The organism is Lysobacter sp. SCRH-1R, assembly GCF_057747855.1.
In genome coordinates, this window is sequence record NZ_CM173227.1 from 740,890 (window position 1) to 763,427 (window position 22,538).

The 22,538-nt window shown below is 68.3% G+C and carries 19 protein-coding genes; 13 read left to right on the forward strand and 6 right to left on the reverse strand.

The genetic code is table 11. The annotated features are described in order from the left end of the window. Positions 1-125: 125 nt before the first annotated feature. From otsA to otsB, 3 genes are read right to left on the reverse strand one after another with little or no spacing between them, the layout of a single operon-like run. Positions 126-1,496 (reverse strand): alpha,alpha-trehalose-phosphate synthase (UDP-forming), encoded by a 1,371-nt coding sequence (gene otsA / locus AC3ANK_RS03360; protein WP_206859976.1) that lies wholly within the window; start codon positions 1,494-1,496, stop codon positions 126-128. Continuing rightward, a complete protein-coding gene (locus tag AC3ANK_RS03365) occupies positions 1,493-3,292 on the reverse strand; it encodes a glycoside hydrolase family 15 protein (protein WP_206859975.1) in 1,800 nt (599 codons plus the stop codon). The genes otsA and AC3ANK_RS03365 overlap by 4 nt, the downstream gene beginning before the upstream one ends. Positions 3,293-3,329: 37 nt before the next feature. Continuing rightward, positions 3,330-4,079 carry a trehalose-phosphatase gene (gene otsB / locus AC3ANK_RS03370; protein ID WP_206859974.1) on the reverse strand — a complete coding sequence of 250 codons (750 nt, stop codon included), beginning with the start codon at positions 4,077-4,079 and terminating at the stop codon, positions 3,330-3,332. Positions 4,080-4,249: 170 nt separating this feature from the next. Here otsB and clpB point away from each other — a divergent pair, with 170 nt between their 5' ends. Beyond that, positions 4,250-6,835: an ATP-dependent chaperone ClpB gene (clpB, locus tag AC3ANK_RS03375; protein ID WP_484172123.1), complete on the forward strand. Its 2,586-nt coding sequence runs from the start codon at positions 4,250-4,252 to the stop codon at positions 6,833-6,835. Between the two features lie 389 nt (positions 6,836-7,224). On the opposite strand, the gene AC3ANK_RS03380 is transcribed toward clpB, so the two are convergent. Together AC3ANK_RS03380 and ybaL are read right to left on the reverse strand one after the other, a co-directional pair. Then, positions 7,225-7,872 (reverse strand): YceH family protein, encoded by a 648-nt coding sequence (locus AC3ANK_RS03380; protein WP_484172124.1) that lies wholly within the window; start codon positions 7,870-7,872, stop codon positions 7,225-7,227. A 10-nt stretch (positions 7,873-7,882) separates the two neighbouring features. Further along, positions 7,883-9,568, reverse strand: a complete 1,686-nt coding sequence (gene ybaL / locus AC3ANK_RS03385) for a YbaL family putative K(+) efflux transporter (RefSeq protein ID WP_484172125.1) — start codon at positions 9,566-9,568, stop codon at positions 7,883-7,885. A 205-nt stretch (positions 9,569-9,773) separates the two neighbouring features. Between ybaL and AC3ANK_RS03390 the strand changes: the two genes are divergently transcribed. Further along, the gene (locus AC3ANK_RS03390) at positions 9,774-11,618 is read left to right on the forward strand and encodes an ATP-binding cassette domain-containing protein (protein WP_206859970.1); all 1,845 of its coding nucleotides are present in this window, start codon (positions 9,774-9,776) and stop codon (positions 11,616-11,618) included. A gap of 121 nt (positions 11,619-11,739) precedes the next feature. Here AC3ANK_RS03390 and AC3ANK_RS03395 read toward each other — a convergent pair whose 3' ends face one another. Then, positions 11,740-12,660 (reverse strand): PhzF family phenazine biosynthesis isomerase, encoded by a 921-nt coding sequence (locus AC3ANK_RS03395; protein WP_484172126.1) that lies wholly within the window; start codon positions 12,658-12,660, stop codon positions 11,740-11,742. 273 nt (positions 12,661-12,933) lie between these two features. Between AC3ANK_RS03395 and AC3ANK_RS03400 the strand changes: the two genes are divergently transcribed. From AC3ANK_RS03400 to ybgC, 11 genes are all read left to right on the forward strand, one after another. Continuing rightward, a complete protein-coding gene (locus AC3ANK_RS03400) occupies positions 12,934-13,239 on the forward strand; it encodes an FmdB family zinc ribbon protein (protein ID WP_484172127.1) in 306 nt (101 codons plus the stop codon). Between the two features lie 118 nt (positions 13,240-13,357). Next, positions 13,358-15,157: an aspartate--tRNA ligase gene (aspS, locus tag AC3ANK_RS03405; RefSeq protein WP_484172128.1), complete on the forward strand. Its 1,800-nt coding sequence runs from the start codon at positions 13,358-13,360 to the stop codon at positions 15,155-15,157. A 2-nt stretch (positions 15,158-15,159) separates the two neighbouring features. Further along, entirely contained in the window at positions 15,160-15,447 is a 288-nt protein-coding gene (locus tag AC3ANK_RS03410) for a DNA primase (protein WP_206859966.1), read from the forward strand. Between the two features lie 2 nt (positions 15,448-15,449). Continuing rightward, entirely contained in the window at positions 15,450-15,959 is a 510-nt protein-coding gene (locus tag AC3ANK_RS03415; RefSeq protein ID WP_484172129.1) for an N-acetyltransferase family protein, read from the forward strand. Positions 15,960-16,362: 403 nt separating this feature from the next. Next, positions 16,363-17,013 carry an alpha/beta fold hydrolase gene (locus AC3ANK_RS03420; RefSeq protein ID WP_484172130.1) on the forward strand — a complete coding sequence of 217 codons (651 nt, stop codon included), beginning with the start codon at positions 16,363-16,365 and terminating at the stop codon, positions 17,011-17,013. A 38-nt stretch (positions 17,014-17,051) separates the two neighbouring features. Further along, on the forward strand, positions 17,052-17,780 hold the full coding sequence (locus AC3ANK_RS03425) for a YebC/PmpR family DNA-binding transcriptional regulator (protein ID WP_206859963.1): 729 nt from the start codon (positions 17,052-17,054) through the stop codon (positions 17,778-17,780). 28 nt (positions 17,781-17,808) lie between these two features. Further along, complete coding sequence (gene ruvC / locus AC3ANK_RS03430) at positions 17,809-18,336, forward strand: crossover junction endodeoxyribonuclease RuvC (RefSeq protein WP_206859962.1); 528 nt, start codon at positions 17,809-17,811, stop codon at positions 18,334-18,336. Next, a complete protein-coding gene (gene ruvA, locus AC3ANK_RS03435) occupies positions 18,333-18,923 on the forward strand; it encodes a Holliday junction branch migration protein RuvA (protein WP_206859961.1) in 591 nt (196 codons plus the stop codon). The genes ruvC and ruvA overlap by 4 nt, the downstream gene beginning before the upstream one ends. 52 nt (positions 18,924-18,975) lie before the next feature. Continuing rightward, the gene (locus tag AC3ANK_RS03440) at positions 18,976-20,895 is read left to right on the forward strand and encodes a potassium transporter Kup (protein WP_484172131.1); all 1,920 of its coding nucleotides are present in this window, start codon (positions 18,976-18,978) and stop codon (positions 20,893-20,895) included. 153 nt (positions 20,896-21,048) lie between these two features. After that, positions 21,049-22,077 carry a Holliday junction branch migration DNA helicase RuvB gene (ruvB, locus tag AC3ANK_RS03445; protein ID WP_206859959.1) on the forward strand — a complete coding sequence of 343 codons (1,029 nt, stop codon included), beginning with the start codon at positions 21,049-21,051 and terminating at the stop codon, positions 22,075-22,077. Further along, complete coding sequence (gene ybgC, locus AC3ANK_RS03450) at positions 22,074-22,514, forward strand: tol-pal system-associated acyl-CoA thioesterase (protein ID WP_320415139.1); 441 nt, start codon at positions 22,074-22,076, stop codon at positions 22,512-22,514. The genes ruvB and ybgC overlap by 4 nt, the downstream gene beginning before the upstream one ends. Positions 22,515-22,538: the final 24 nt, after the last annotated feature.

The following is a 22,538-nucleotide window of genomic DNA, read 5'->3' on the forward strand; positions in this document are numbered from 1 at the left end:
CGTGATGGCCTCTGTGTCCCGGGTGCGGCCTTCGGCCTTGCCCGGGCTGCAAAGGCATCAGCGCCCGGCGGTTGTAGCCCGGGTAAGCGAAGCGCACCCGGGGCGCCATACGTTTGCCGGAGCCTTCAGATCGGCTCCCGCAACGCCGCCAGGTACTTGCGCCGCCACGCGGTGATGTCGTTCTCGCGCAGCACGGCCATCATGGTTTCCCAGCGCTCGCGGCGTTCCTCCAGCGGCATTTCCATCGCGGCGGCGAGCGCGTCCGCAACGCCGTCCATGTCGTAGGGATTCACCAGCAGCGCCGCGTCGAGCTCGCGCGCGGCGCCGGCGAAGCTGGACAGCACCAGCACGCCCGGGTCCTTCGGATCCTGCGCGGCCACGTATTCCTTCGCCACCAGGTTCATGCCGTCGCGCAACGGCGTGACCAGGCCCACGCGCGAGAGCCGGTAGAAGCCGGTCAGCGTCGGGTGCGGATAGTTGCGATTGACGTAGCGCACCGGCGTCCAGTCGGGCTCGGCGTGCGCGCCGTTGATGTGGCCGGACAACTGTTCCAGCTCGCTGCGCAGCTTCTGGTATTCGAGCACTTCGCCGCGCGACACCGGCGCGATCTGCAGGAAGGTCAGCTTTCCTCGATGCTCCGGATGCCGCTTGAGGAAGCGTCCGAACGAACGGAATCGCTCGGGCAACCCCTTCGAGTAATCCAGTCGATCCACGCCGATTGCCAGCGCACGTCCCGACAGGCTCGTCGCCAGCCGCTTCACGCCGGCCTTGCCCGCCGCCGCGCGCGCCTGCTCCTCGATCTGCGCGGTGTCGATGCTGATCGGGAACGCGCCCGCGCGCAGCCGCTTGCCCTTGCGGGTTTCCAGCACGCCGTGCGAGATCACGCGACCGCGCCCGAACAGGCGCACGTAGTCCTGGAATCGTTCGAGGTCGCGCTCGGTCTGGAAGCCGATCAGGTCGTACGACGACAGGCCTTCGAACAAACGTTCGTGCTGCGGAAGCGCGGCGAGCAGGTCGGAGGAGGGCATCGGCACGTGCAGGAAGAAGCCTAGCCGGCACGTCACGCCGAGTTCGCGCAGCAGCTTCGCCATCGGGATCAGGTGGTAGTCGTGTACCCACACGATGTCGTCCTCGCGCAGCAGCGGCGCGAGTTTCTCGGCGAACAGCGCGTTGACGCGCCGGTACGCCGCGTATGTGATGCGGCTGTAATCCACCAGATCGACGCGGAAATGCAGCAGCGGCCACAACGTGCGGTTGGCGAAGCCGTTGTAGTAGTCGTCGTGGTCGCGCTTGGACAGGTCGACGGTGACGTAGCGGATGTTGCCGGCGTCGTGCTCGTGCACTTCGCCCGAATCGTTCGGGTCGATCCGGCCGCTCCAGCCGAACCACATGCCGCCGGTTTCCTCCAGCGCCGCCTGCAGCGCCACCGCGAGTCCGCCGGCGCTGCTCACTCCGGGTACTGCCACACGATTGGATACGACGACCAGACGGCTCATGCCGCATCCTGCCAGGGCCGCGACAGGCGCATGGCGGCGTTGATCAGCCCGACGTGCGAATAGGTCTGCGGGAAATTGCCCCAGGCCTCGCCGCCTTCGAATTCCAGGTCTTCCGACAGCAGACCCAGCGGATTGCGCCGTGCGAGGATGCGCTCGAACAACGCGCGGGCTTCTTCGTGCCTGCCGATCGACGCGAGCGCGTCGATGTACCAGAAGGTGCAGATGGTGAAGCTGGTTTCCGGTGCGCCGAAATCGTCGGGCGTCACGTAGCGGAACAACGCGTCGCCGCGCTTGAGCCCCTTGCCGATCGCCTCCACCGTGCGCACGAAGCGCGGATCGTCCGGCTTGACGAAGCCCAGGTCGGCGAGCAGCAGCAGCGAGGCGTCCAGGCGGTTGCCGTCCAGCGCTTCGACGAAGTGTCCGAGCTCCTCGTTGTAGGCGTGCGCGACGATGCGCGCGTGGATCTCGTCCGCGCGCTGGCGCCACAGCTGCACCTGCGGCGCGAGGCGAAGATGCACGGCGATGCGCGCGAGGCGATCGCACGCCGCCCAGCACATCACGCTGGAATACGTGTGCACTTCCTCGCGGCCGCGGAATTCCCAGAGCCCCGCATCGGGACGATCGTGCAACGCGTAGGCGAGTTCGCCCACCGGCTCCAGGCGCGCGAACACCGACGCATCGCCCACGCGCGCCAGGCGCTGGTCGAAGAACAGCTGCGTGGACGCCAGCACCACGCTGCCGTACACGTCGTGCTGCTTCTGCAACCACGCGAGATTGCCGCGACGCACCGGCCCCATGCCGCGATAACCGGCGAGCGATTCGACTTCCGATTCGGCGAGCTGCCGTTCGTAGCCGATGCCGTACAGCGGTTGCAGCTCGCCCTCGTTGGAGGCGACGTTGGCGAGGTAGCGGAGGTATTCCTCCATCGTGCGCGTCGCGCCCAGGCGGTTCAGCGCACGCACGACGAAGGCCGAATCGCGCAGCCAGCAATAGCGGTAATCCCAGTTGCGCACGGTGTGGGGCGCTTCGGGAATCGAGGTCGTCATCGCCGCCACGATCGCGCCGGTCTCGTCGTACTGGCACAGCTTGAGCGTGATCGCGCTGCGGATCACCGCGTCCTGCCATTCCAGCGGAATGTAGAGATTGCGCACCCAGTTGCGCCAGTAGTTGAGCGTGTGCTCCTCGGCCATGCGCACGAAGCCGGACACCGACTGCGTCAACGTCTCGTCCGGGCCGAGCACGAAGTGCGCGTCGCGATCCAGCACGAACGGCAGCGAGTCGCGCACCAGCCGCACGGGAATGTCGCTGGTGAGGCGCAGCGTGAATTCGGGAATGAGGTAGCGGATGTGATTGCTGCCCCAGGTCGTTTCCGGCTTCATCGAGCCGTACTCGGCCAGCGGCCTCAGGTGCACGCGGATGCGCGGCGTTCCCGACAACGGTCGCACGCGGCGCATCAGCATCACCGGGCGATAGAAGCGGTCGTTCTGGTGCCAGCGCGGGGCGAAATCGACGATCTCGATCGCGCCGCCGTTCGCATCGCGCAGCACCGTGCGCAGCATCGCGGTGTTGGTGATGTACGACTGCTCGGCGGACACGCAGCCTTCCAGTTCGATCGTCCAGTCGCCACCGTCGTGCTCGCGTGGCGAGAGCAGGGAGCAGAACGTCGGATCGCCATCGAACGCGGGCACGCAGCCCCAGACGATGCGTGCGTGCCGATCCACGAGCGCGGCGATGCTGCAGTTGCCGATCAGGCCGAGATCGAGGCTGGCGGTGCGGTCGGTCGAGGTCGAAGTCATCCTTTGTCCGGTCCGTTTCGAAGAAGTCGCGCGGCGGTCACGCGAGCGAGAGGCCTTCCTCCAGCCACGCGCGCACCGCTGCCGGATCGTGCAATCCGTAGCGCGCGGCACTGGGCTGGCGCGAGCCCACGAGCACGCCGAATCCGCCGTGGCTGTCGACCGCGTGGAAGGCGTGTTCGTCGGTGAAGTCGTCGCCGACGAACACCGGGCGGCGGCCGTGGAACGGCGGATGCGCGAGCAGGTCCGCCACCGCATGGCCCTTGTGCGCGCCGTTCGGGCGCAGCTCCACCACCATGTTCCCGTATTGCAGGTGATAGTCCGGCAGTTCGATCAGGATCGAGTCGGCGTACTGCCGCAGCAGGTCTTCGGCATCCGGCGCGGCGCGCCAGTGCAGCGCGATGGTGGTGCCCTTGTCCTCCACGCGCGCGCCGGGATAGCGCTCGGCCAGCGCCCGGCCCCAGGCCACGGCCTCGTCCAGTATCAGCGGGCGCGGGTGGCGCTCCTGGTGTCCTTCCTCGCGGCGTTCGAGGCCGTGCAGGCCGACCGCGGGCAGTTTCAGCGGGGCGAACAGCGCGTCCAGCTGCGCCAGCCGGCGCCCGCTGACCAGCGCCATCGCGCCGTCGAGGCGCCCGTGCAGCACGGCGAGGACGTCGATCAGGCCGGGATCGACCAGCACGTCGCCGGGAACATCGGCGAAATCCAGCAGCGTGCCGTCGACATCGAGGAACAGCGCCCATTCGGAGGAGACCGCGGGCGGGGCGGGCAGGGTGAGGGAGGCGATGGACATGCACGCATTGTGAACACGGGCATGTAAGCATGAAGTGGACGAGCTCCCCAATGGCGGCAAGCGGGCGGCACTGGCGGGTTCGGACGTTGAATCGGGCAAGGATTGCCCGCATCTGGTGCACATTCGCGGCTGCGCGACGTGGCCGCCACCTGTCTAGAAGGACCCCTTCCATGCGGATGGACAAACTCACCTCGCGCTTCCAGCAGGCATTGCAGGACGCGCAGTCGCTGGCGCTCGGCCGCGACCACAGTGTCATCGAACCCGTTCACCTGATGGCCGCGCTGCTCGACCAGAGCGGCGGCAGCACGCGCCCGCTGCTCGCGCAGGCCGGCGTCAACGTGCCGCTGCTGCGCGAACGACTCGGCGAAGCGCTGGAAAAACTGCCGAAAGTGACCGGCCAGGCCGGGCAGATCAGCGTCGGCAACGACCTGGCGCGGCTGCTCAACGTCACCGACAAACTCGCGCAGCAGCGCGGCGATGCGTTCATCGCCAGCGAGCTGTTCGTGCTCGCCGCGCTGGACGACAACGGCGAAGTCGGTCGCGCCCTGAAGTCCGCCGGTGCGAACAGGGACAAACTCGAAGCGGCCATCGCCAAGGTGCGCGGTGGCGAAAGCGTGCAATCGGAAAACGCCGAGGACCAGCGCCAGGCGCTGGAGAAATACACCATCGACCTCACCGCGCGCGCCGAGGGCGGCAAGCTCGATCCGGTGATCGGCCGCGACGAGGAGATCCGCCGCACCGTGCAGGTGCTGCAGCGTCGAACCAAGAACAACCCGGTGCTGATCGGCGAGCCCGGCGTGGGCAAGACCGCGATCGTCGAAGGCCTCGCGCAGCGCATCGTCAACGGCGAGGTGCCCGAAGGGCTGCGCGGGAAGCGCGTGCTGTCGCTCGACATGGGCGCGCTGATCGCCGGTGCGAAGTTCCGCGGCGAATTCGAGGAGCGCCTGAAGGCCGTGCTCAACGATCTGGCGAAGAACGAAGGCCAGATCATCCTGTTCATCGACGAACTGCACACGATGGTCGGCGCCGGCAAGGCCGAAGGCGCGATGGACGCCGGCAACATGCTCAAGCCCGCGCTCGCGCGTGGCGAGCTGCACTGCATCGGCGCGACGACGCTGGACGAGTACCGCCAGTACATCGAGAAGGACGCCGCGCTGGAGCGCCGCTTTCAGAAGGTGTTCGTCGGCGAGCCGAGCGTGGAGGACACCATCGCGATCCTGCGCGGCCTGAAGGAAAAGTACGCCGTGCACCATGGCGTGGAGATCACCGATCCGGCGATCGTCGCCGCGGCCACGCTGTCGAACCGCTACATCACCGACCGCCAGCTGCCCGACAAGGCCATCGACCTGATGGACGAAGCCGCATCGCGCATCCGCATGGAGATCGATTCCAAGCCGGAAGAACTCGATCGCAAGGAACGTCGCCTGATCCAGCTCAAGATCCAGCGCGAGGCGTTGAAGAAGGAGAAGGACGAAGCGTCGAAGCAGCGTCTCGCGGACCTGGAAAGCGAGATCGCCACGCTCGAACGCGAGTTCAACGATCTGGAAGAGGTATGGAAGGCCGAGAAGGCCACGCTGCAGGGCGCGACGAAGATCAAGGAGCAGATCGAGCAGGCCAAGCTCGACCTGGAAGCCGCGCAGCGCCGGCAGGATTTCGCGAAGATGAGCGAGATCCAGTACGGCACGCTGCCGGAACTCGACAAGCAGCTCAAGGCGGCGCAGGAAGCCGAAACGAAGGGCTTCACGCTGTTGCAGGACAAGGTGACCGCGGAGGAAATCGCCGAGGTCGTCGCGCGCTGGACCGGCATTCCCGTCAGCAAGATGCTCGAAGGCGAGCGCGAGAAGCTGCTGCGCATGGAAGAGCAGCTGCACACGCGCGTGGTCGGTCAGGAAGAGGCGATCAAGGTCGTGTCCGACGCCGTGCGCCGTTCGCGCGCGGGGCTGTCCGATCCGAACCGGCCCTCGGGCTCGTTCCTGTTCCTCGGCCCGACGGGCGTGGGCAAGACCGAGCTGTGCAAGGCGCTGGCGGAATTCCTGTTCGACTCATCCGACGCGATGGTGCGCATCGACATGAGCGAGTTCATGGAGAAGCACTCCGTGAGTCGCCTCGTCGGCGCGCCTCCGGGCTATGTCGGTTACGAGGAAGGCGGTTACCTCACCGAAGCGGTGCGTCGCCGTCCGTACAGCGTGATCCTGCTGGATGAAGTCGAGAAGGCGCATCCGGACGTGTTCAACATCCTGCTGCAAGTGCTGGACGACGGACGCCTGACCGATGGGCAGGGTCGCACGGTCGACTTCCGCAACACCGTCATCGTGATGACGTCGAACCTGGGTTCGCACCAGATCCAGGAGCTTTCCGGCGACGATTCGCCGCAGGCGTACATGCAGATGAAGGCGGCGGTGATGGGCGTGGTGCAGGCGCACTTCCGTCCGGAGTTCATCAATCGCCTGGACGACATCGTGGTCTTCCATCCGCTGGACAAGCAGCAGATCCGGCAGATCGCGCGCATCCAGCTCAACGGGCTGGAGAAGCGACTTTCCGAACGTGGCTTGAAGCTGGTGCTGTCGGACGACGCGCTCGCGTTGCTGGGCAACGTCGGCTTCGATCCGGTGTACGGTGCGCGTCCGCTCAAGCGCGCCATCCAGCAGCAACTCGAGAATCCGCTGGCGCAGAAGATCCTCGCGGGCGAATTTGCCAGCGGCGATACGGTGCATGTGGAAGCGCAGGGTGGGCAGTTGGTGTTTCGGAAGGCGTGATTGGTTGCCGTGGGGTGAACCACGCTCACCGTCATCCCGGCCGTCGCCGGGATGACGTGGTTCTTTTGTAGCCCGGGTAAGCGAAGCGCACCCGGGTTGGAGAAGCGCCAGCGTTCCCGGGTGCGCTTCGCTTACCCGGGCCACAACGGCTTTTGGCGGCAACGGCAAAATGGGTTCCAGCTTTCGCTGGAATGACGGTGTGGTTTGCCGATGCGAGATTGCCCAGGCGCTACGCGCCTGGATCCCGGCCGTCGCCGGGATGACGTGGTTCTTTTGTAGCCCGGGTAAGCGAAGCGCACCCGGGGTCGGAGAAGCGCTGCGTTCCCGGGTGCGCTTCGCTTACCGGGGCTACAACGGCAACAGCAGCAACCGCATCCGCAGAACGTACCTCAACCCTCGTCACGCCCCGCTTCAAGCGCGATCAGCCGCGCCTCAAGCTCCGCCACGCGCTGCTCCAGTTCGGCGACGCGCTCCGACAAGGGCGAGGACGCCGTACCGGTTTCCGCTTCGGCAGGCGATCCAACACTCACGTCCGGCTCGCCGCACAGCAGGTGCGCGAAGCGCTCTCCGCGCTGTCCGGACTGGCGCGGCAAGGCGACCACCAGCGCGGGCGAACGCTGCGACAGGCGTTCGAGTGCGTACTGCACATCCTCCACGCTCTCGAAACGCGCAAGACGCTCGCTGCGCGACATCAGCTCGTACGCGGTCTGCGGGCCGCGAAGCATGAGCAGCGCGAGCAGCGCCGTCTGCGGTCGCGTCAGGCTGAGCACCGCTTCGAGGCGATGCGCGTAACGCTCCGCGCGCGCGGTGTGCTGCGACTTCACCCAGCCGCGCGTTTCCAGGCGGCGCAGCGCGTTGCCGACTTCGCCGGGTTCCAGCTCCATCACCGGTTCGCGCGCGGTCTTCTGGTTGCACGCCAGCACGATCGCGTTGAGCGTCAGCGGATAGGCGTCCGGGGTCGTCGCTTCCTTTTCGAACAGCGACGCGAGGATGCGCGCGTCGATGGGCGACAGCAGCGGTGCGGTGTCTTCGCTCATGCGTGCGTCCTCAGGCCGTGGCCGGTGGCAGGTGCCGCGAACCGCGATACGGCGGCGTGGCCATCACCATCTCGGCGAGGCTGTGCGCCAGCTCGCGCTCGGCCATCACCGCGCCGTCGGCGCCGTGCTGCAGCAGATGCTTCACCTCGGCGTCGCTGTGCGCGCGCGCCACGATGGTGAGCGAGGCATTCGCTTCGCGCAGGCGCGCGATGATCTCGCCGGCCTCCAGCGCATTGGGAATGGCGAGCATCACCGTATGCGCGCGTTCCGGCGCGGCTTCGCGCAGCACGCGCTCGTTGGCGGCGTTGCCGCGGATCGCCGGAATGCCCGCGGCCCGGGCGCGATCGACCAGGTCTTCCTCGCCGTCGATCACCACCAGCCCCACGCCGCGGTCGGCGAGCAGGCGGCCCAGTTCGCTGCCGACGCGACCGTAGCCGATCAGGATCACGTGGTCGCGCAGGTCGGCGGGAATCGGCGGGTAAACGTGCTCCTCGACCTCGGCCGCGCGCTGCGCCTGCTCGCGCGCCTCGCGGCGGTCGAGCCAGGCGAACAGCAGCGGATTGACGATGATCGACAGCAGCGCGCCGGCGAGGATCAGGTCCTGGCCCTCCTTCGGCAGCACATCCAGCTGCAGGCCGAGGCCGGCGAGGATGAAGGAGAACTCGCCGATCTGCGCCAGGCTGGTGGAAATCAGCAGCGCCGTGTTGTTGGGCTTGCCGAATGCGCGGACGATCACGTACGCGGCGATCGACTTGCCCACCACGATGATCAGGAACGTCGCCAGCACCTGCAGCGGGCGATCCAGCAGGATCATCGGGTCGAACAGCATGCCCACCGACACGAAGAACAGCACCGCGAACGCGTCGCGCAGCGGCAGCGTTTCGTTCGCGGCCTGGTGGCTGAATTCGGATTCGTTGAGCACCATGCCGGCGAAGAACGCGCCCAGTGCGAAGGACACGCCGAACATGCCCGCCGAGCCGAACGCCACGCCCAGCGCGATGGCGAGCACGCATAGCGTGAACAGTTCGCGCGAGCCGGTGCCGGCGACGCGTTCGAGCACCCACGGGATCACGCGACGGCCGACGATCAACATCACCGCGACGAAGCCGCCGACCTTCACCAGCGTCTTGAACAGCGCTTCCCACACGTCGGCCGCGCTCACGTCGCCGCCCTTGAGCAGCCCCGCCAGCGCGGGCAGCAGCACCAGCGCGAGCACCATCGCCAGGTCCTCGACGATCAGCCAGCCGACTGCGATCCGGCCGCGGCCGGTTTCGACCAGGCGGCGTTCCTCGAGCGCGCGCAGCAGCACCACGGTGCTGGCGACCGAGAGCGAGAGACCGAACACCAGGCCTGCGCCATGCGACCAGCCCAGCAGCAGCGCCATGCCCCAGCCGAGCGCGGTGGCGAGCGCGATCTGCGCGATCGCGCCGGGCAGGGCGATGGCCTTCACGTCCAGCAGGTCGCGCAGCGAGAAATGCAGGCCCACGCCGAACATCAGCAGGATCACGCCGATTTCGGCCAATTGCGGGGCGAGCGTCTGGTCGCCGACGAAGCCGGGCGTGAACGGGCCGGCGACGACACCGGCCAGCAGGTAGCCGACCAGGGGCGACAGGCGCATTTTCTGGGCGAGCGCGCCGAAGACGAAGGCCAGGACGAAGCCGGCCACGAGGATCGCGATGAGGGACGTGTGGTGCATCGGCTCTCCGGAAAGGGATCGCGTTCAGGATGTGGGGCGGACCCGGTCGACGCAACCCGCGACCCCGCACGCCGTCGCCGAGCCAGCAGATTGCGTCAAGCGGCGTCAAACGAGGGTCATCGGCCGCCGCGCGTCCGGGCGCCCGGCCGAGCCTTTAGACTACGCGGCCCGGATCGCACCCGATCCCGCTTCCGCGACCCACGCCGTGATTTCCTTCCGCAATTTCGCCCTGCGCCGGGGCGAGCGCCTGCTGCTTTCGAACGTCGATCTGGCCCTGCACGCCGGCTGGCGCGTGGGCGTGATCGGCCGCAACGGCACCGGCAAGTCGTCGCTGTTCGCCGCGCTGCAGGGCGAGGTCGAAGCCGACCAGGGCGACATCGACATCCCCGCGCGCGTGCGCATCGCCAGCGTCGCGCAGGAAACGCCGGCGCTGGACGATCCGGCGCTGGACTTCGTGCTGTCCGGCGACGCCGCGGTTCACGCGGCCATCGTCATGGAACGCGAGGCGATGGCGCGCGAGGACTGGGAGGCCGTGGCCGAGGCCCACCACAAGCTGGAAGAGCTCGGCGGCTACGACGCCACCGCGCGCGCCGGCAAGCTGCTGCACGGCCTGGGCTTCACGCCAGACACGCACGAGCGCGCGGTGAAGGAATTCTCCGGCGGCTGGCGCGTGCGCCTGAACCTGGCGCGTGCGTTGATGACGCCGTCGGACCTGCTGCTGCTCGACGAACCGACCAACCACCTCGACCTCGACGCGGTGCTGTGGCTGGAGCAGTGGCTGCTGAAGTATCCGGGCACGCTGCTGCTGATCTCGCACGATCGCGAGTTCCTCGACGGCGTGTCCACGCACACGCTGCACCTGCACGACGGCAAGGCGAAACTCTACACCGGCGACTACACCGCCTTCGAGCGCCAGCGCGCCGAGCAGCTGCGCCAGCAGCAGATCGCGTTCGAGAAGGAACAGGCCGAGCGCGCGCACCTGCAGAGCTTCATCGACCGCTTCAAGGCGAAGGCGAGCAAGGCCAAGCAGGCACAGAGCCGCATGAAGCGCCTGGCCAAGCTCGCCGGCACCGAAGCGGTGCGCGCCGAGCGTTCGCTGCACATCGACTTCCCCGCGCCGGCGAAGCTGCCGCACGCGCTGCTGCGCATTTCCGACGCCGATTGCGGATACGGCGAACACGTCGTGCTGGACAACATCCGTTTCGTGCTGGAAGCCGGCGACCGCGTCGCGCTGCTCGGCCCGAACGGCGCGGGCAAGTCGACGCTGGTGAAATCGCTGGTCGGCGAGATTCCGCTGCTGTCGGGCGAGCGCGGGGGGCATCCGGACCTGCGCATCGGTTACTTCGCGCAGCACACGGTGGAGTCGCTGCGCGAAGGCTCCAGTCCGATCGACCATCTGGGCGACATCGCGCCGGGCGTGCCGACGCAGCAGCTGCGCGACTTCCTGGGCAAGTGGAATTTCCCGGGCGATCGCGCGTTCGAATCGGTCGATGGCTTCTCCGGCGGCGAGCGCGCGCGACTGGCGCTGGCGCTGATCGCGTGGCGCAAGCCGAACGTGCTGCTGCTCGACGAACCGACCAACCACCTCGATCTCGACATGCGCGAGGCGCTGGCCGAAGCGCTGTCGGATTTCGACGGCGCGATCGTGCTGGTCTCGCACGACCGCCATCTCATCGGCCTGGTGTGCGAGACGTTCTGGCGCGTGGCCGATGGCGTCGCGCAACCGTTCGACGGCGACCTGGACGCGTACGCGGTCTGGCTGCGCACGCGCGAATCCGCCGCGGAAAAGCCGAAGGCGCCGGTCGCCGCCGCGCCCGCGCCGAAGACGGCGTCGAAGGGGCCGAAGGTCAATGCGCACAAGCTCGCGCAGGCCGAGGCGCGCGTGGCGGAACTGGAATCGAAGCTGCACACGCTGGACCTGGATCTCGCCGATCCGGATCGCTATGCGGGCGGTGGCACCGACGCTGCCGCCCTGGCGAAGCAGCGCGATCGGGTGGCGGCGGAGCTGGCCGCGGCGGAAGAGGCGCTGCTGGGGTTGTACGACGCCTGATCGGCTGGTTGATCTCACCGGGACCACGGCTTTTGTAGCCCGGGTAAGCGCAGCGCACCCGGGGCTGGCCGCGTCCCCACGTGCGCTGCGCTTACCCGGGCTACCACGGCTTCCGTTGTCCTCAGGCGAGAGAATCCCGGTGGACCGATCGGATCGTCTCCTCTCCCAACACGGCGCGTCCCTCGATCGCCACCGCGACCGGCTCGCCGCGTTCCACCGTCACCGCGACATCCATGAACCCGCCGCGCCCCGCGCCATTGCGCTGCCGTGCGCGGAAGCGCGCTTCGCCATCGCGAGCCGCGAGCAGACCATGCTTCACCAGCCACGCGCCCATCGGCCCGTTCGCGTTGCCGGTCACCGGGTCTTCCTCGATGCCGATCCCCGGGGCGAACATGCGGCCATGCGTCAGCGCGTCGGCGCCTTCTTCGGTATCGAGCGTGAAGACGAAGTAGCCGTGGCTGCCGCTGCGCTCGTCGAGCGCGGCCAGCCGCGCCATGTCCGGGCGCAACGCGCGCAGGCGCTCGCGGCTGCGGATCGGCACCATCAGCTTCCCGTGCCCCGTGCTGACGAACTGCACCGGCCCGCGCGGATCGAGTTCGTCGATCGTCAGCCCGAGCGCGTCGGCGAGCTCGCGCACCACCTCGTCCCCGAGCGGTGCGTCGAACTGCGGTGCGTTCTGCTGGATGCGCACGATGACCCCGTCCGCATCCCCGCGCGTGTCGACGTGCTGCACGCCAGCGCCCGTGAGCTGGCGCCGCATGCCACGGGCGCCGCCTTCCAGCGCCAGCGCGAAGTGCGTGCCGACGGTGGCGTGCCCGCACACCGGCACTTCGACCGTCGGCGAGAAGAACCGCACGTGCACGTCGTGATTCCCGCTGCGCGGCGGCAGGACGAACGCGGTTTCCGAATGTCCGAGTTCCGCGGCGATCGCCTGCATCCGCGCGTCGCTCAAGCCGCGCGCGTCGGTGACCACGCCGGCGGGGTTGCCTTCGCCGCGGGTGGTGGTGAAGGCGTCGATCCGGTAGATGCGAAGCGGAGACATTCCGTGTTCCTGGAAGGCGGCAGGGCAGTCTAGGGCCTCGTGCCGGACGCAGCGCCGCCAAATTTTCGCGAACCGCCCTTGTAGCGCGGGCAAGCGAAGCGCACCCGGGGGGCGGACACGCTCGGATCAAGCGCGAGCGCACGCCACTTCACCCGTCCCCGACCCTCCCCAGCCTTCGCAGAGAGTCCAACCCGGCGCATATGGCCCCAAACCCTTGAAAACCCCGCATTCGCCGCCAGAATGCCCGCCTGACTTCGCAACGTCCGTCGTGCCATGCCGATCTACGCCTTCGAATGCGCCGCCTGCGGCCACTCCTTCGACCGCCTGCAGAAGATGTCCGACGCCGACCCCGTCGAATGCCCGTCCTGCGGCGAGCCGCAGGTGCGCCGGCAGCTGACCGCCCCGCAGTTCCGCCTTGCCGGCGGCGGCTGGTACGAAACCGACTTCAAGAAGGACGGGGACAAGAAGCGCAACCTGGCCGGCGACGCCGGTTCCACGCCGAAGTCCGACGCCAAGCCCGCCGAGAGCAAGCCGGCCGAGAAAAAGGCCGACACGGCGACCCCCAAGCCCTCGACCTGAGGTTCCCCGGCTCGCGCAGGCGATCGCGCCCGCGTCGGCCTCGCTCCGGTGCCCGCCGCTGCCGCTAAAATGCGCAGTTCTCCGGCCACGCGGCCGGATCGCGAAACCTGGAGCCCCCATGCGTACCCACTTCTGCGGCCTCATCGATGAGGCCCTGATCGGCCAGACCGTCACCCTGTGCGGCTGGGCCGACGTCGCCCGCAACCTCGGCGGCCTTTGCTTCATCGACCTGCGCGACCACGAGGGCATCGTGCAGATCGTGGCCGAGCCGACCACGGATAAGGCGCCGGGTGCGGGCGAGGCCAATGCGGCGGTCATCGCCACGGCGGCCAACGTCGGTTACGAGGACTGCCTGCGCGTGACCGGCGTCGTGCGCAGGCGCGAATCGGTGAACGCGAAGATCCGCACCGGCCAGGTCGAAGTCGTCGCGACGCAGATCGAAGTGCTGAACAAGGCCGAGCCGCTGCCGTTCCACGCGCACGAGAACGCGGGCGAGGACATCCGCCTGAAGTACCGCTACCTCGACCTGCGCCGCCCCGAGATGCAGAAGATGATGCGCACGCGCATCAGGCTCGTGCAGGCGCTGCGCCGTTACCTCGACGAGCGCGGTTTCCAGGACATCGAAACGCCGATCCTGACCAAGGCCACGCCGGAAGGCGCGCGCGACTTCCTGGTGCCTGCGCGCATGCATCCGGGCGAGTTCTACGCGCTGCCGCAGTCGCCACAGCTGTTCAAGCAGATCCTGATGATGGCCGGTTTCGACCGCTACTATCAGATCGCCCGCTGCTTCCGCGACGAAGCGCTGCGTGCCGACCGCCAGCTCGAATTCACCCAGCTCGACATGGAATTCGCGTGGGTGTCCGAGCGCGACGTGCAGGACATGGTGGAGGAGATGATCCGCGTCGTGTTCCGCGAGGTGATGAACGTCGAACTCGCGGCGCAGTTCCCGCGCATGACCTACGCCGAGGCGATGCGCCGCTACGGTTCGGACAAGCCGGACCTGCGCATCGCGCTGGAATTCACCGACGTCGCCGAGCTGGTGAAGTCGTGCGAGTTCAAGGTCTTCACCGACTGGGCGAACCATGAGGATGGCCGCGTCGTCGCGCTGCGCGTGCCGGGCGCCGCCACGCTGAGCCGCAAGCAGATCGACGACTACGCCGCCTACGCCGGCAAGTTCGGCGCGAAGGGCCTGGCGTGGATGAAGGTGGAAGACGCATCCAAGGGTCGCGAGGGCATCAATTCGCCGATCGCGAAGTTCCTCGACGACGCGACGCTTTCGGCCATCGTGCAGGCCACCGGCGCGACCACCGGCGACGCGATCTTCTTCGGCGCGGCCACGTACAAGTCGGCGTCGGATTTCATGGGCGCGCTGCGCCTGAAGCTCGGCAAGGATCTCGGCCTCGTCGCCGGAGGCTGGGCGCCGCTGTGGGTCACCGACTTCCCGATGTTCGAGTGGGACGACGAAGAGAACCGCTACGTCGCGCTGCATCACCCGTTCACCGCGCCGGCGGTCGATTCGATCGACGACCTGCGCGCGAACGCGAAGACCGCCGTATCGCGCGGCTACGACATGGTGCTCAACGGCAACGAGATCGGCGGCGGTTCGATCCGCATCCATCGCCCGCAGATGCAGAGCGCGGTGTTCGAACTGCTGGGCATCGGCGCGGAAGAGGCCGAGGGCAAGTTCGGCTTCCTGCTTGACGCGCTGAAATTCGGCGCGCCGCCGCACGGCGGCATCGCGTTCGGCATCGACCGCATCGCCGCGCTGATGGCCGGCACCGAGTCGATCCGCGACGTGATCGCGTTCCCCAAGACCACCACCGCGCAGTGCCTGATGACCGGTGCGCCGTCGCCGGTGCCGGACGCGCAGCTGGCGGAAGTGCACATCCAGATTCGTGAAAAGAAGGAAGGGAAGTAACCATGAGCGAAGTTCCGTTTGACCTCGAGTGGGAAGCCCTCGGCGAAGCCGGTTCGGCCGCGGGCGCGGGCCTGGTGACCGAGCGCGCGCAGGTGTTCGGCGGCTGGCTGGTGCGCACGCGCGCCGGTGCGGGCGTCGTGTCGCTGGCATTCGTCCCGGACGACCAGTTCCGCTGGGACGGTGAGGATTTCGGCGACGAGTACGAGGAAGAGGACGAAGACGCCGAGGACGAGGGGGACGAGGAGTCCGACGAGGACGAGGAAGAGGACGAGGAAGAGGACGACGAGTAACGATGGCGCTTCGTCGCGCGACCGTTGCCGACGCACAGGCGCTGTCGGCGCTGTCGTCGGCGTGCTTCACCGAAACCTTCGGCCATCTGTATCCGCCGGAGGATCTGTCGCACTTCGTCGACGAGGCCTACGCCGTTCCGGCATGGGCCTCGTTGCTTTCCGATCCGGCGTACGCGACGTGGCTGCTGGAGGACGATGGCGTCGCGATCGGTTATGCCACGGCCGGCGCCTGCACGCTGCCGCACGCGGATGTCGCGCCCGGCGATGGCGAACTCAAGCGCCTGTACGTGCTGGCCGCGCACCAGGGCGGTGGCCGCGGTTCGCGCCTGTTCGACGCGGCGCTGGCGTGGCTGCTGCGCGACGGGCCGCGGACGCTGTGGATCGGCGTGTGGAGCGAGAACTTCGGCGCGCAGCGGTTCTATGCGCGGCATGGGTTCGAGCGGGTGGGGGCTTACGACTTCGTGGTCGGAAACACGCGCGACCATGAGTTCATTCTGCGGCGTTTGGGGTAGCTGCTCGGAAGCGGGCATCGGCAGCGTCGTTGCACCGTTTGTCCGCTCCCCACTCGAATGCCTTCCGTAGGGAAAAGGGCTTGAAGCTCCCTCCTCTGCGAATGCAGGGGAGGGTTGGGGAGGGTGAAGTGGAGCACCTCAGCCTTTCTGGCTACCTAACCTTTCTGGCCAGTTAAGGCCTAGGACGCACCGGGAGCAGCACCATCGGAGACGTTGCCCCGGGTGCGCGTCGCTTACCCGGGCTACAAGGGCGGCAGCTGCATCGTTGCATCGCTTGTCCCGACCCTCACCCCAGCCCCTCTCCCGGAGGGAGAGGGGCTCAAACGCGGGAGAGCCTCGAGCGCGCGGAGACGCCCAAGCGACAGGAAAGCCAAAGCAACACCCCATCGGGCACCATGCCCCCATGACCGACCCCAGCCACATCCGCCACGTCGTCCTCATCCACGGCCTCTGGATGCCGAGGCTGTCGATGCAGTGGCTCGCCCGTCATCTCCGCGCCAGCGGTTTCACGCCCGAGGTCTTCGGCTACCCCACGATCGCGGGCGGCCCCGAAGCCGCCGTCCCGCGCCTGGCACAACGCCTGCGGCAGCGGCCGACGCACGTGCTCGCCCACAGCCTTGGGGGGCTGGTGACCCTGACCGCGCTGGAGCGCGACCCCGGCCTGCCGGTCGCCCGCGTGGTCTGCCTGGGCTCGCCCCTGCGCGGCAGCGCGGCGGCGGACCGGCTCGCCGGGCACTCGTGGAGCGCGCCATACCTGGGCCGCAGCGCCCGGCTGCTGCGGACCGGCTGCCAGCCATGGCGCGGCCGGACCGAGGTCGGCGTGGTCGCCGGCCGCACTCCGCTGGGGCTGGGCCGCTATTTCGGCCGTTTCGACGGCGAGAACGACGGCACCGTCGCGGTCGACGAAACCCGCCTGCCCGGGCTCGCCGACCACGTCGTGATCCCGACCAGCCACACCGGCCTGCTGTTCTCGCCCGAGGCCGTCCGGCTCGCCGTCGGCTTCTTCCGCGAGGGCCGCTTCGAGGCGCGCGGCACGTCGGGCCCGATCAGGTAAAATTCCGCGCTTCGACACGTTTTGAGCCGGACGATTCCATGGGCAGAGGTCCCTCCATCGAAGCGCGCAAGAACGCGGTGGACGCGCAGCGCGGCAAGATCTTCACCAAGGTGATCCGCGAGATCGGCGTGGCCGCGCGCAGCGGCGGCGGCGATCCGTCGGGCAACCCGCGCCTGCGGGCCGCCATCGACAAGGGGCTGGCGGTCAACATGTCCAAGGACGTGATCGAGCGCGCCATCAAGAAGGCCACCGGCGAGCTGGAAGGCGTCGAGTACGAGGAGATCCGCTACGAGGGCTACGCCCCGGGCGGGGTCGCCGTGATCGTCGACTGCCTGACCGACAACAAGGTCCGCACCGTGGCCGACGTGCGCCACGCGTTCGGCAAGTTCGGCGGCAACCTCGGCACCGACGGCTCGGTGTCCTTCATGTTCCGGAAGCTCGGCGTGCTGTCCTTCGCCGCCGGCGCGAACGAGGAGAAGATCACCGAGATCGCCATCGACGCCGGCGCCGACGACGTCGTCGTCTACGACGACGGTGCCATCGACGTGATCACCGCCCCGGACGCCTTCGCCGGCGTGAAGTCGGCCATGGAGGCCGCCGGCCTGACCGCCGACATCGCCGAAGTGACGATGCGCGCCGACAACGACATCGCCGTGGCCGGCGAAACCGCGCAGCAGGTCGTGAAGCTGCTGCGCTGGCTGGAAGACATGGACGACGTGCAGAACGTCTATTCCAACGCCGATCTCGACGAGGGCGCCTACGCCTGACCTTGCGTCGGCGCAGGCCAACCACCCCGTGATCCGCATCCTGGGCATCGATCCCGGCTCGCAGCGCACCGGCGTGGGCGTCATCGACGTCGCCCCGGACGGGCGCTGCACCTTCGTGCACGCGCAGGCGCTGGTGCTGCTGGAGGCCGAGGATTTCCCCTCGCGCCTGGGTCTGCTGTGCGACGGACTGGAAGCGCTGCTGGACCAGTGGCAGCCGCAGCAGGTCGCCATCGAGACGGTGTTCATGGCGAAGTCGGCGACCTCGGCGCTGAAGCTCGGCCACGCGCGCGGCGCGGCGCTGGCGACCGTCGTGCGCCGGCGCCTGCCGGTCAACGAGTACGCGCCGCGCGTGATCAAGCAGTCGCTGGTCGGGCGCGGCGCCGCCGACAAGGAGCAGGTCCAGCACATGGTGCGGCTGCTGCTGAATCTTCCCGGCATGAAACTGCAGGCCGACGCCGCCGATGCGCTGGCGATCGCGCTTACCCATGCCCACATGAGCGCCACGGCCGCGCGCACGGGGCTTTCGACGGCATTGTTGCGGAGACGTGGAGCATGATTGGACGCCTGAGAGGCATGCTCGTCATGAAGCAGCCGCCCTGGCTGGTGGTCGACGTCAACGGCGTCGGCTACGAGCTGGAGGCGCCGATGAGCACCTTCTACGACCTGCCGGACCTCGGCCGCGAAGTCTCGCTGTTCACGCACTACGCGCAGAAGGAGGACAGCGTGTCGCTGTACGGCTTCCTGCGCGAGGGCGAGCGCCGGCTGTTCCGCGACGTGCAGAAGGTGTCCGGCATCGGCGCGAAGATCGCGCTGGCGGTGCTGTCGGGCGTGTCGGTCGACGAGTTCGCCCGCCTGGTGCAGGCCGGCGACATCACCGCGCTGACGCGCATTCCGGGCATCGGCAAGAAGACCGCCGAGCGCATGGTCGTGGAACTGCGCGATCGCGCGGCCGACCTCGCCGGCGTCGGCGCGACGCTGGGCACGCCGGGCGCGGCGGCCGATCCGCAGAGCGAAGCGGTCATCGCCCTGCAACAACTGGGCTACAAGCCCGCCGAGGCCGCGCGCATGGCGCGCGAGGCGACCGAAGCCGGCGACGACGCTGCCGCCATCATCCGCAAAGCGCTAAAGTCCGCGCTTCGTTGACGCACGCACCGGGGCCACGCGCTCCGGTGCCATCTTCCTGCCGATCCCCATCATGTCCCATTCCGCATCCGATCCGCGCAGCCATGGCCATGGCAAGCAGGGACTTGCCAGCCTGATCGTCGGCGCAGTCGGCGTCGTCTTCGGCGACATCGGCACCAGCCCGCTGTACACGCTGAAGGAAGCGTTCTCGCCGCACTTCGCGCAGCAACTGGGCATGGTCGTGGACGAAGCGACGGTGCTGGGCATGCTTTCGCTGGTGTTCTGGGCGCTGATGATCGTGGTCACCGCGAAGTACGTGACCATCATCATGCGCGCCGACAACCAGGGCGAAGGCGGCATCATGGCGCTGATGGCGCTGGCCCAGCGCACGCTGGCGAAGGGCTCGCGGTCGGCGTACGTGGTCGGCATCCTCGGCATCTTCGGCGCGTCGCTGTTCTTCGGCGACAGTGTGATCACGCCGGCGATCACTGTGCTGGGCGCGGTCGAAGGCCTGGAGGTCGCCGCGCCCGGGCTGCACCGCTTCATCGTGCCGCTGTCGGTGGTGATCCTGGTGCTGGTGTTCCTGGCGCAGCGCTTCGGCACCGAGAAGGTCGGCCGCGTGTTCGGTCCGGTGATGCTGCTGTGGTTCTTGTCGCTGGCGGCGATCGGCATCTACAACATCGTCAAGGCGCCGGCCGTGGTGGCCGCGCTGAACCCGATGTGGGGCATGCGCTTCTTCATGGAGCACGGCGGCCTGTCGGTGATGATCCTCGGCGTGGTGGTGCTGGCCGTGACCGGCGGCGAGGCGCTGTACGCCGACATGGGCCACTTCGGCGCACGCCCGATCCGCCATGGGTGGTATTTCCTCGTGCTGCCGTGCCTGACCTTGAACTACCTGGGGCAGGGTGCGTTCGTGCTGGCGCATCCGGAGGCGGTGAAGAACCCGTTCTTCGAGGCGGTGCCGCAATGGGCGCTGTATCCGATGATCGTGCTGGCGACGATGGCGGCGGTGATCGCGTCGCAGGCGGTGATCACCGGCGCGTTCTCCGTGGCGAGACAGGCGATGCAACTGGGTTTCCTGCCGCGCATGCAGATCAAGCACACCTCGCGCGAGACCATCGGCCAGATCTACGTCCCCGGCATCAACTGGCTGCTGATGGTGGCGGTGCTGGTGGTGGTGCTGGCCTTCCGCAGTTCCACGGCGCTGGCGACGGCCTACGGCATCTCCGTGTCGGCGACGATGCTGATCGACACGCTGCTGCTGGCGCTGGTCGCGCGCGCGCTGTGGCCGCGCTGGCGCACCTGGGTGCTGCCGCTGTGCCTGGTGTTCTTCATCGTCGACGTGGGCTTCGTGGTCGCCAACGGCGCGAAGTTCCTGGACGGCGCGTGGTTCCCGCTGCTGCTGGGCGTGGTCGTGTTCACCCTGCTGCGCACCTGGCGCCGGGGCCGCGAGCTGCTGCACGACGAGGTGCGCAAGGAAGGCATCGGCCTGGATACCTTCATTCCCGGCCTGATGCTGGCGCCGCCGGTGCGCGTGCCGGGCACGGCGATCTTCATGACCGCCGACAAGGGCGTGGTGCCGCACGCGCTGCTGCATAACCTCAAGCACAACAAGGTGCTGCACGAGCGCAACGTGTTCCTGACGGTGGAGACGCTCAACATCCCGTACGCGCCGCGCGAGAAACGGCTGAAGATCGAGTCGATCGCGGGCGAGGACTTCTACCGCGTGCTGATCCGCTTCGGCTTCATGGAAGTGCCCGACGTGCCGCTTGCGCTGATGCGCTCGTGCGACGCCGGCGGCACCTATTTCGACCCGATGGACACGACCTACTTCGCCAGCCGCGAGACGGTCGTCGCCAGCCGCCATCGCGGCATGCCGATCTGGCGCGACCGCCTGTTCGCCTTCATGCACCGAAACGCCGCGCCGGCGACGGGCTTCTTCCGGATTCCGGGCAACCGGCTGGTGGAGCTGGGGGCGCAGGTGGAGATCTGAGCACCGGGATTGGAGATCCGGGATTCGGGATTCGGGATCGCCGGCTCGTTGCGATGCAAGGATTCGACCGGCACTGCCGCGGCGGGTTGCTTACAATCGCCCGATGATCCTCGCGTCGAATCTCCAATTCCGAGTCCCGAATCCCGGCCTTCAATGAACGATCAACGCATCATCGCCGCCGGCGCCACGCGCGAGGACGAGGCCATCGAGGCCTCGATCCGCCCCAAGCGCCTGGACGAGTACCTCGGCCAGCAGCCGGTGCGCGAGCAGATGAAGATCTACATCGAGGCGGCCAAGGCGCGCGGCGAGGCGCTCGACCACGTGCTGATCTTCGGGCCGCCGGGCCTGGGCAAGACCACGCTGAGCCACGTCATCGCCAACGAACTGGGCGTGAACCTGCGCCAGACCTCGGGTCCGGTGATCGAGAAGGCCGGCGACCTGGCCGCGCTGCTGACCAACCTGCAGCCGCACGACGTGCTGTTCGTGGACGAGATCCACCGCCTTTCGCCGGCGATCGAGGAAGTGCTCTATCCGGCGATGGAGGACTACCAGATCGACATCATGATCGGCGAGGGCCCGGCCGCGCGCTCGATCAAGCTCGATCTGCCGCCGTTCACCCTGATCGGCGCGACCACGCGCGCCGGCCTGCTGACCGCGCCGCTGCGCGACCGCTTCGGCATCGTGCAGCGGCTGGAGTTCTACAACGCCGAGGAGCTGACCCGCATCGTGCGGCGCTCGGCGCAGATCCTGGGCATCGCGTGCGAGGCGGAAGGCGCGGCGGAAATCGCCAGGCGCTCGCGCGGCACGCCGCGCATCGCCAACCGCCTGCTGCGTCGCGTGCGCGATTACGCGCAGGTGCGCGCGGGCGGGTCGATCACCCGCGAGGTCGCGGACGCGGCGATGGCGATGCTCAAGGTCGATCCGGAAGGCTTCGACGAACTCGACCGCCGCCTGCTGCACACCATCGTCGATGCCTTCGACGGCGGCCCGGTCGGCGTGGAATCGCTCGCCGCGGCGCTGAGCGAGGAGCGCGGCACGATCGAGGACGTGATCGAACCGTACCTGATCCAGCAGGGCTTTCTGGTGCGCACCGCACGCGGTCGCATGGCCACGCCGAAGGCGTACCGCCACATCGGCCTCAAGCCCAAGCCCGGTACGGGCGGACTGTTCGAGGGGGCGTGAGCGTGGCGATCGATCCGACGGTTGGGGTGACGTTCAGTTGGCCGACACGCGTCTATTGGGAAGATACCGACGCGGGTGGGGTGGTCTATCACGCGCAGTACCTGGCTTTCATGGAGCGCGCCCGGACCGAATGGATGCGCGCCCACGGCTACGGCCAGGAACTGCTGCGGCGCGAGCACGATCTGGTGTTCGCGGTGCGCGCGATGCAGATCGATTTCCTCAAGCCGGCGCGCCTGGACGACGCGCTGGCGGTGGAAGTCGAACTGACCGAATGCCGCCGCGCGAGCGCGGTGTTCGCGCAGACCGTCCGCCGTGGCGATGAGGTGCTGCTGACCGCGCAGGTGCGCGTGGCGGCGCTCGATGCCGGCGGCTTCCGCCCGCGCGGGATTCCCTCGCCGCTGCTGGACGAGCTCAAGGCGCTCGAACGGCCGCGCTGAGAGCGTCCCGGATCGACCCCGCAA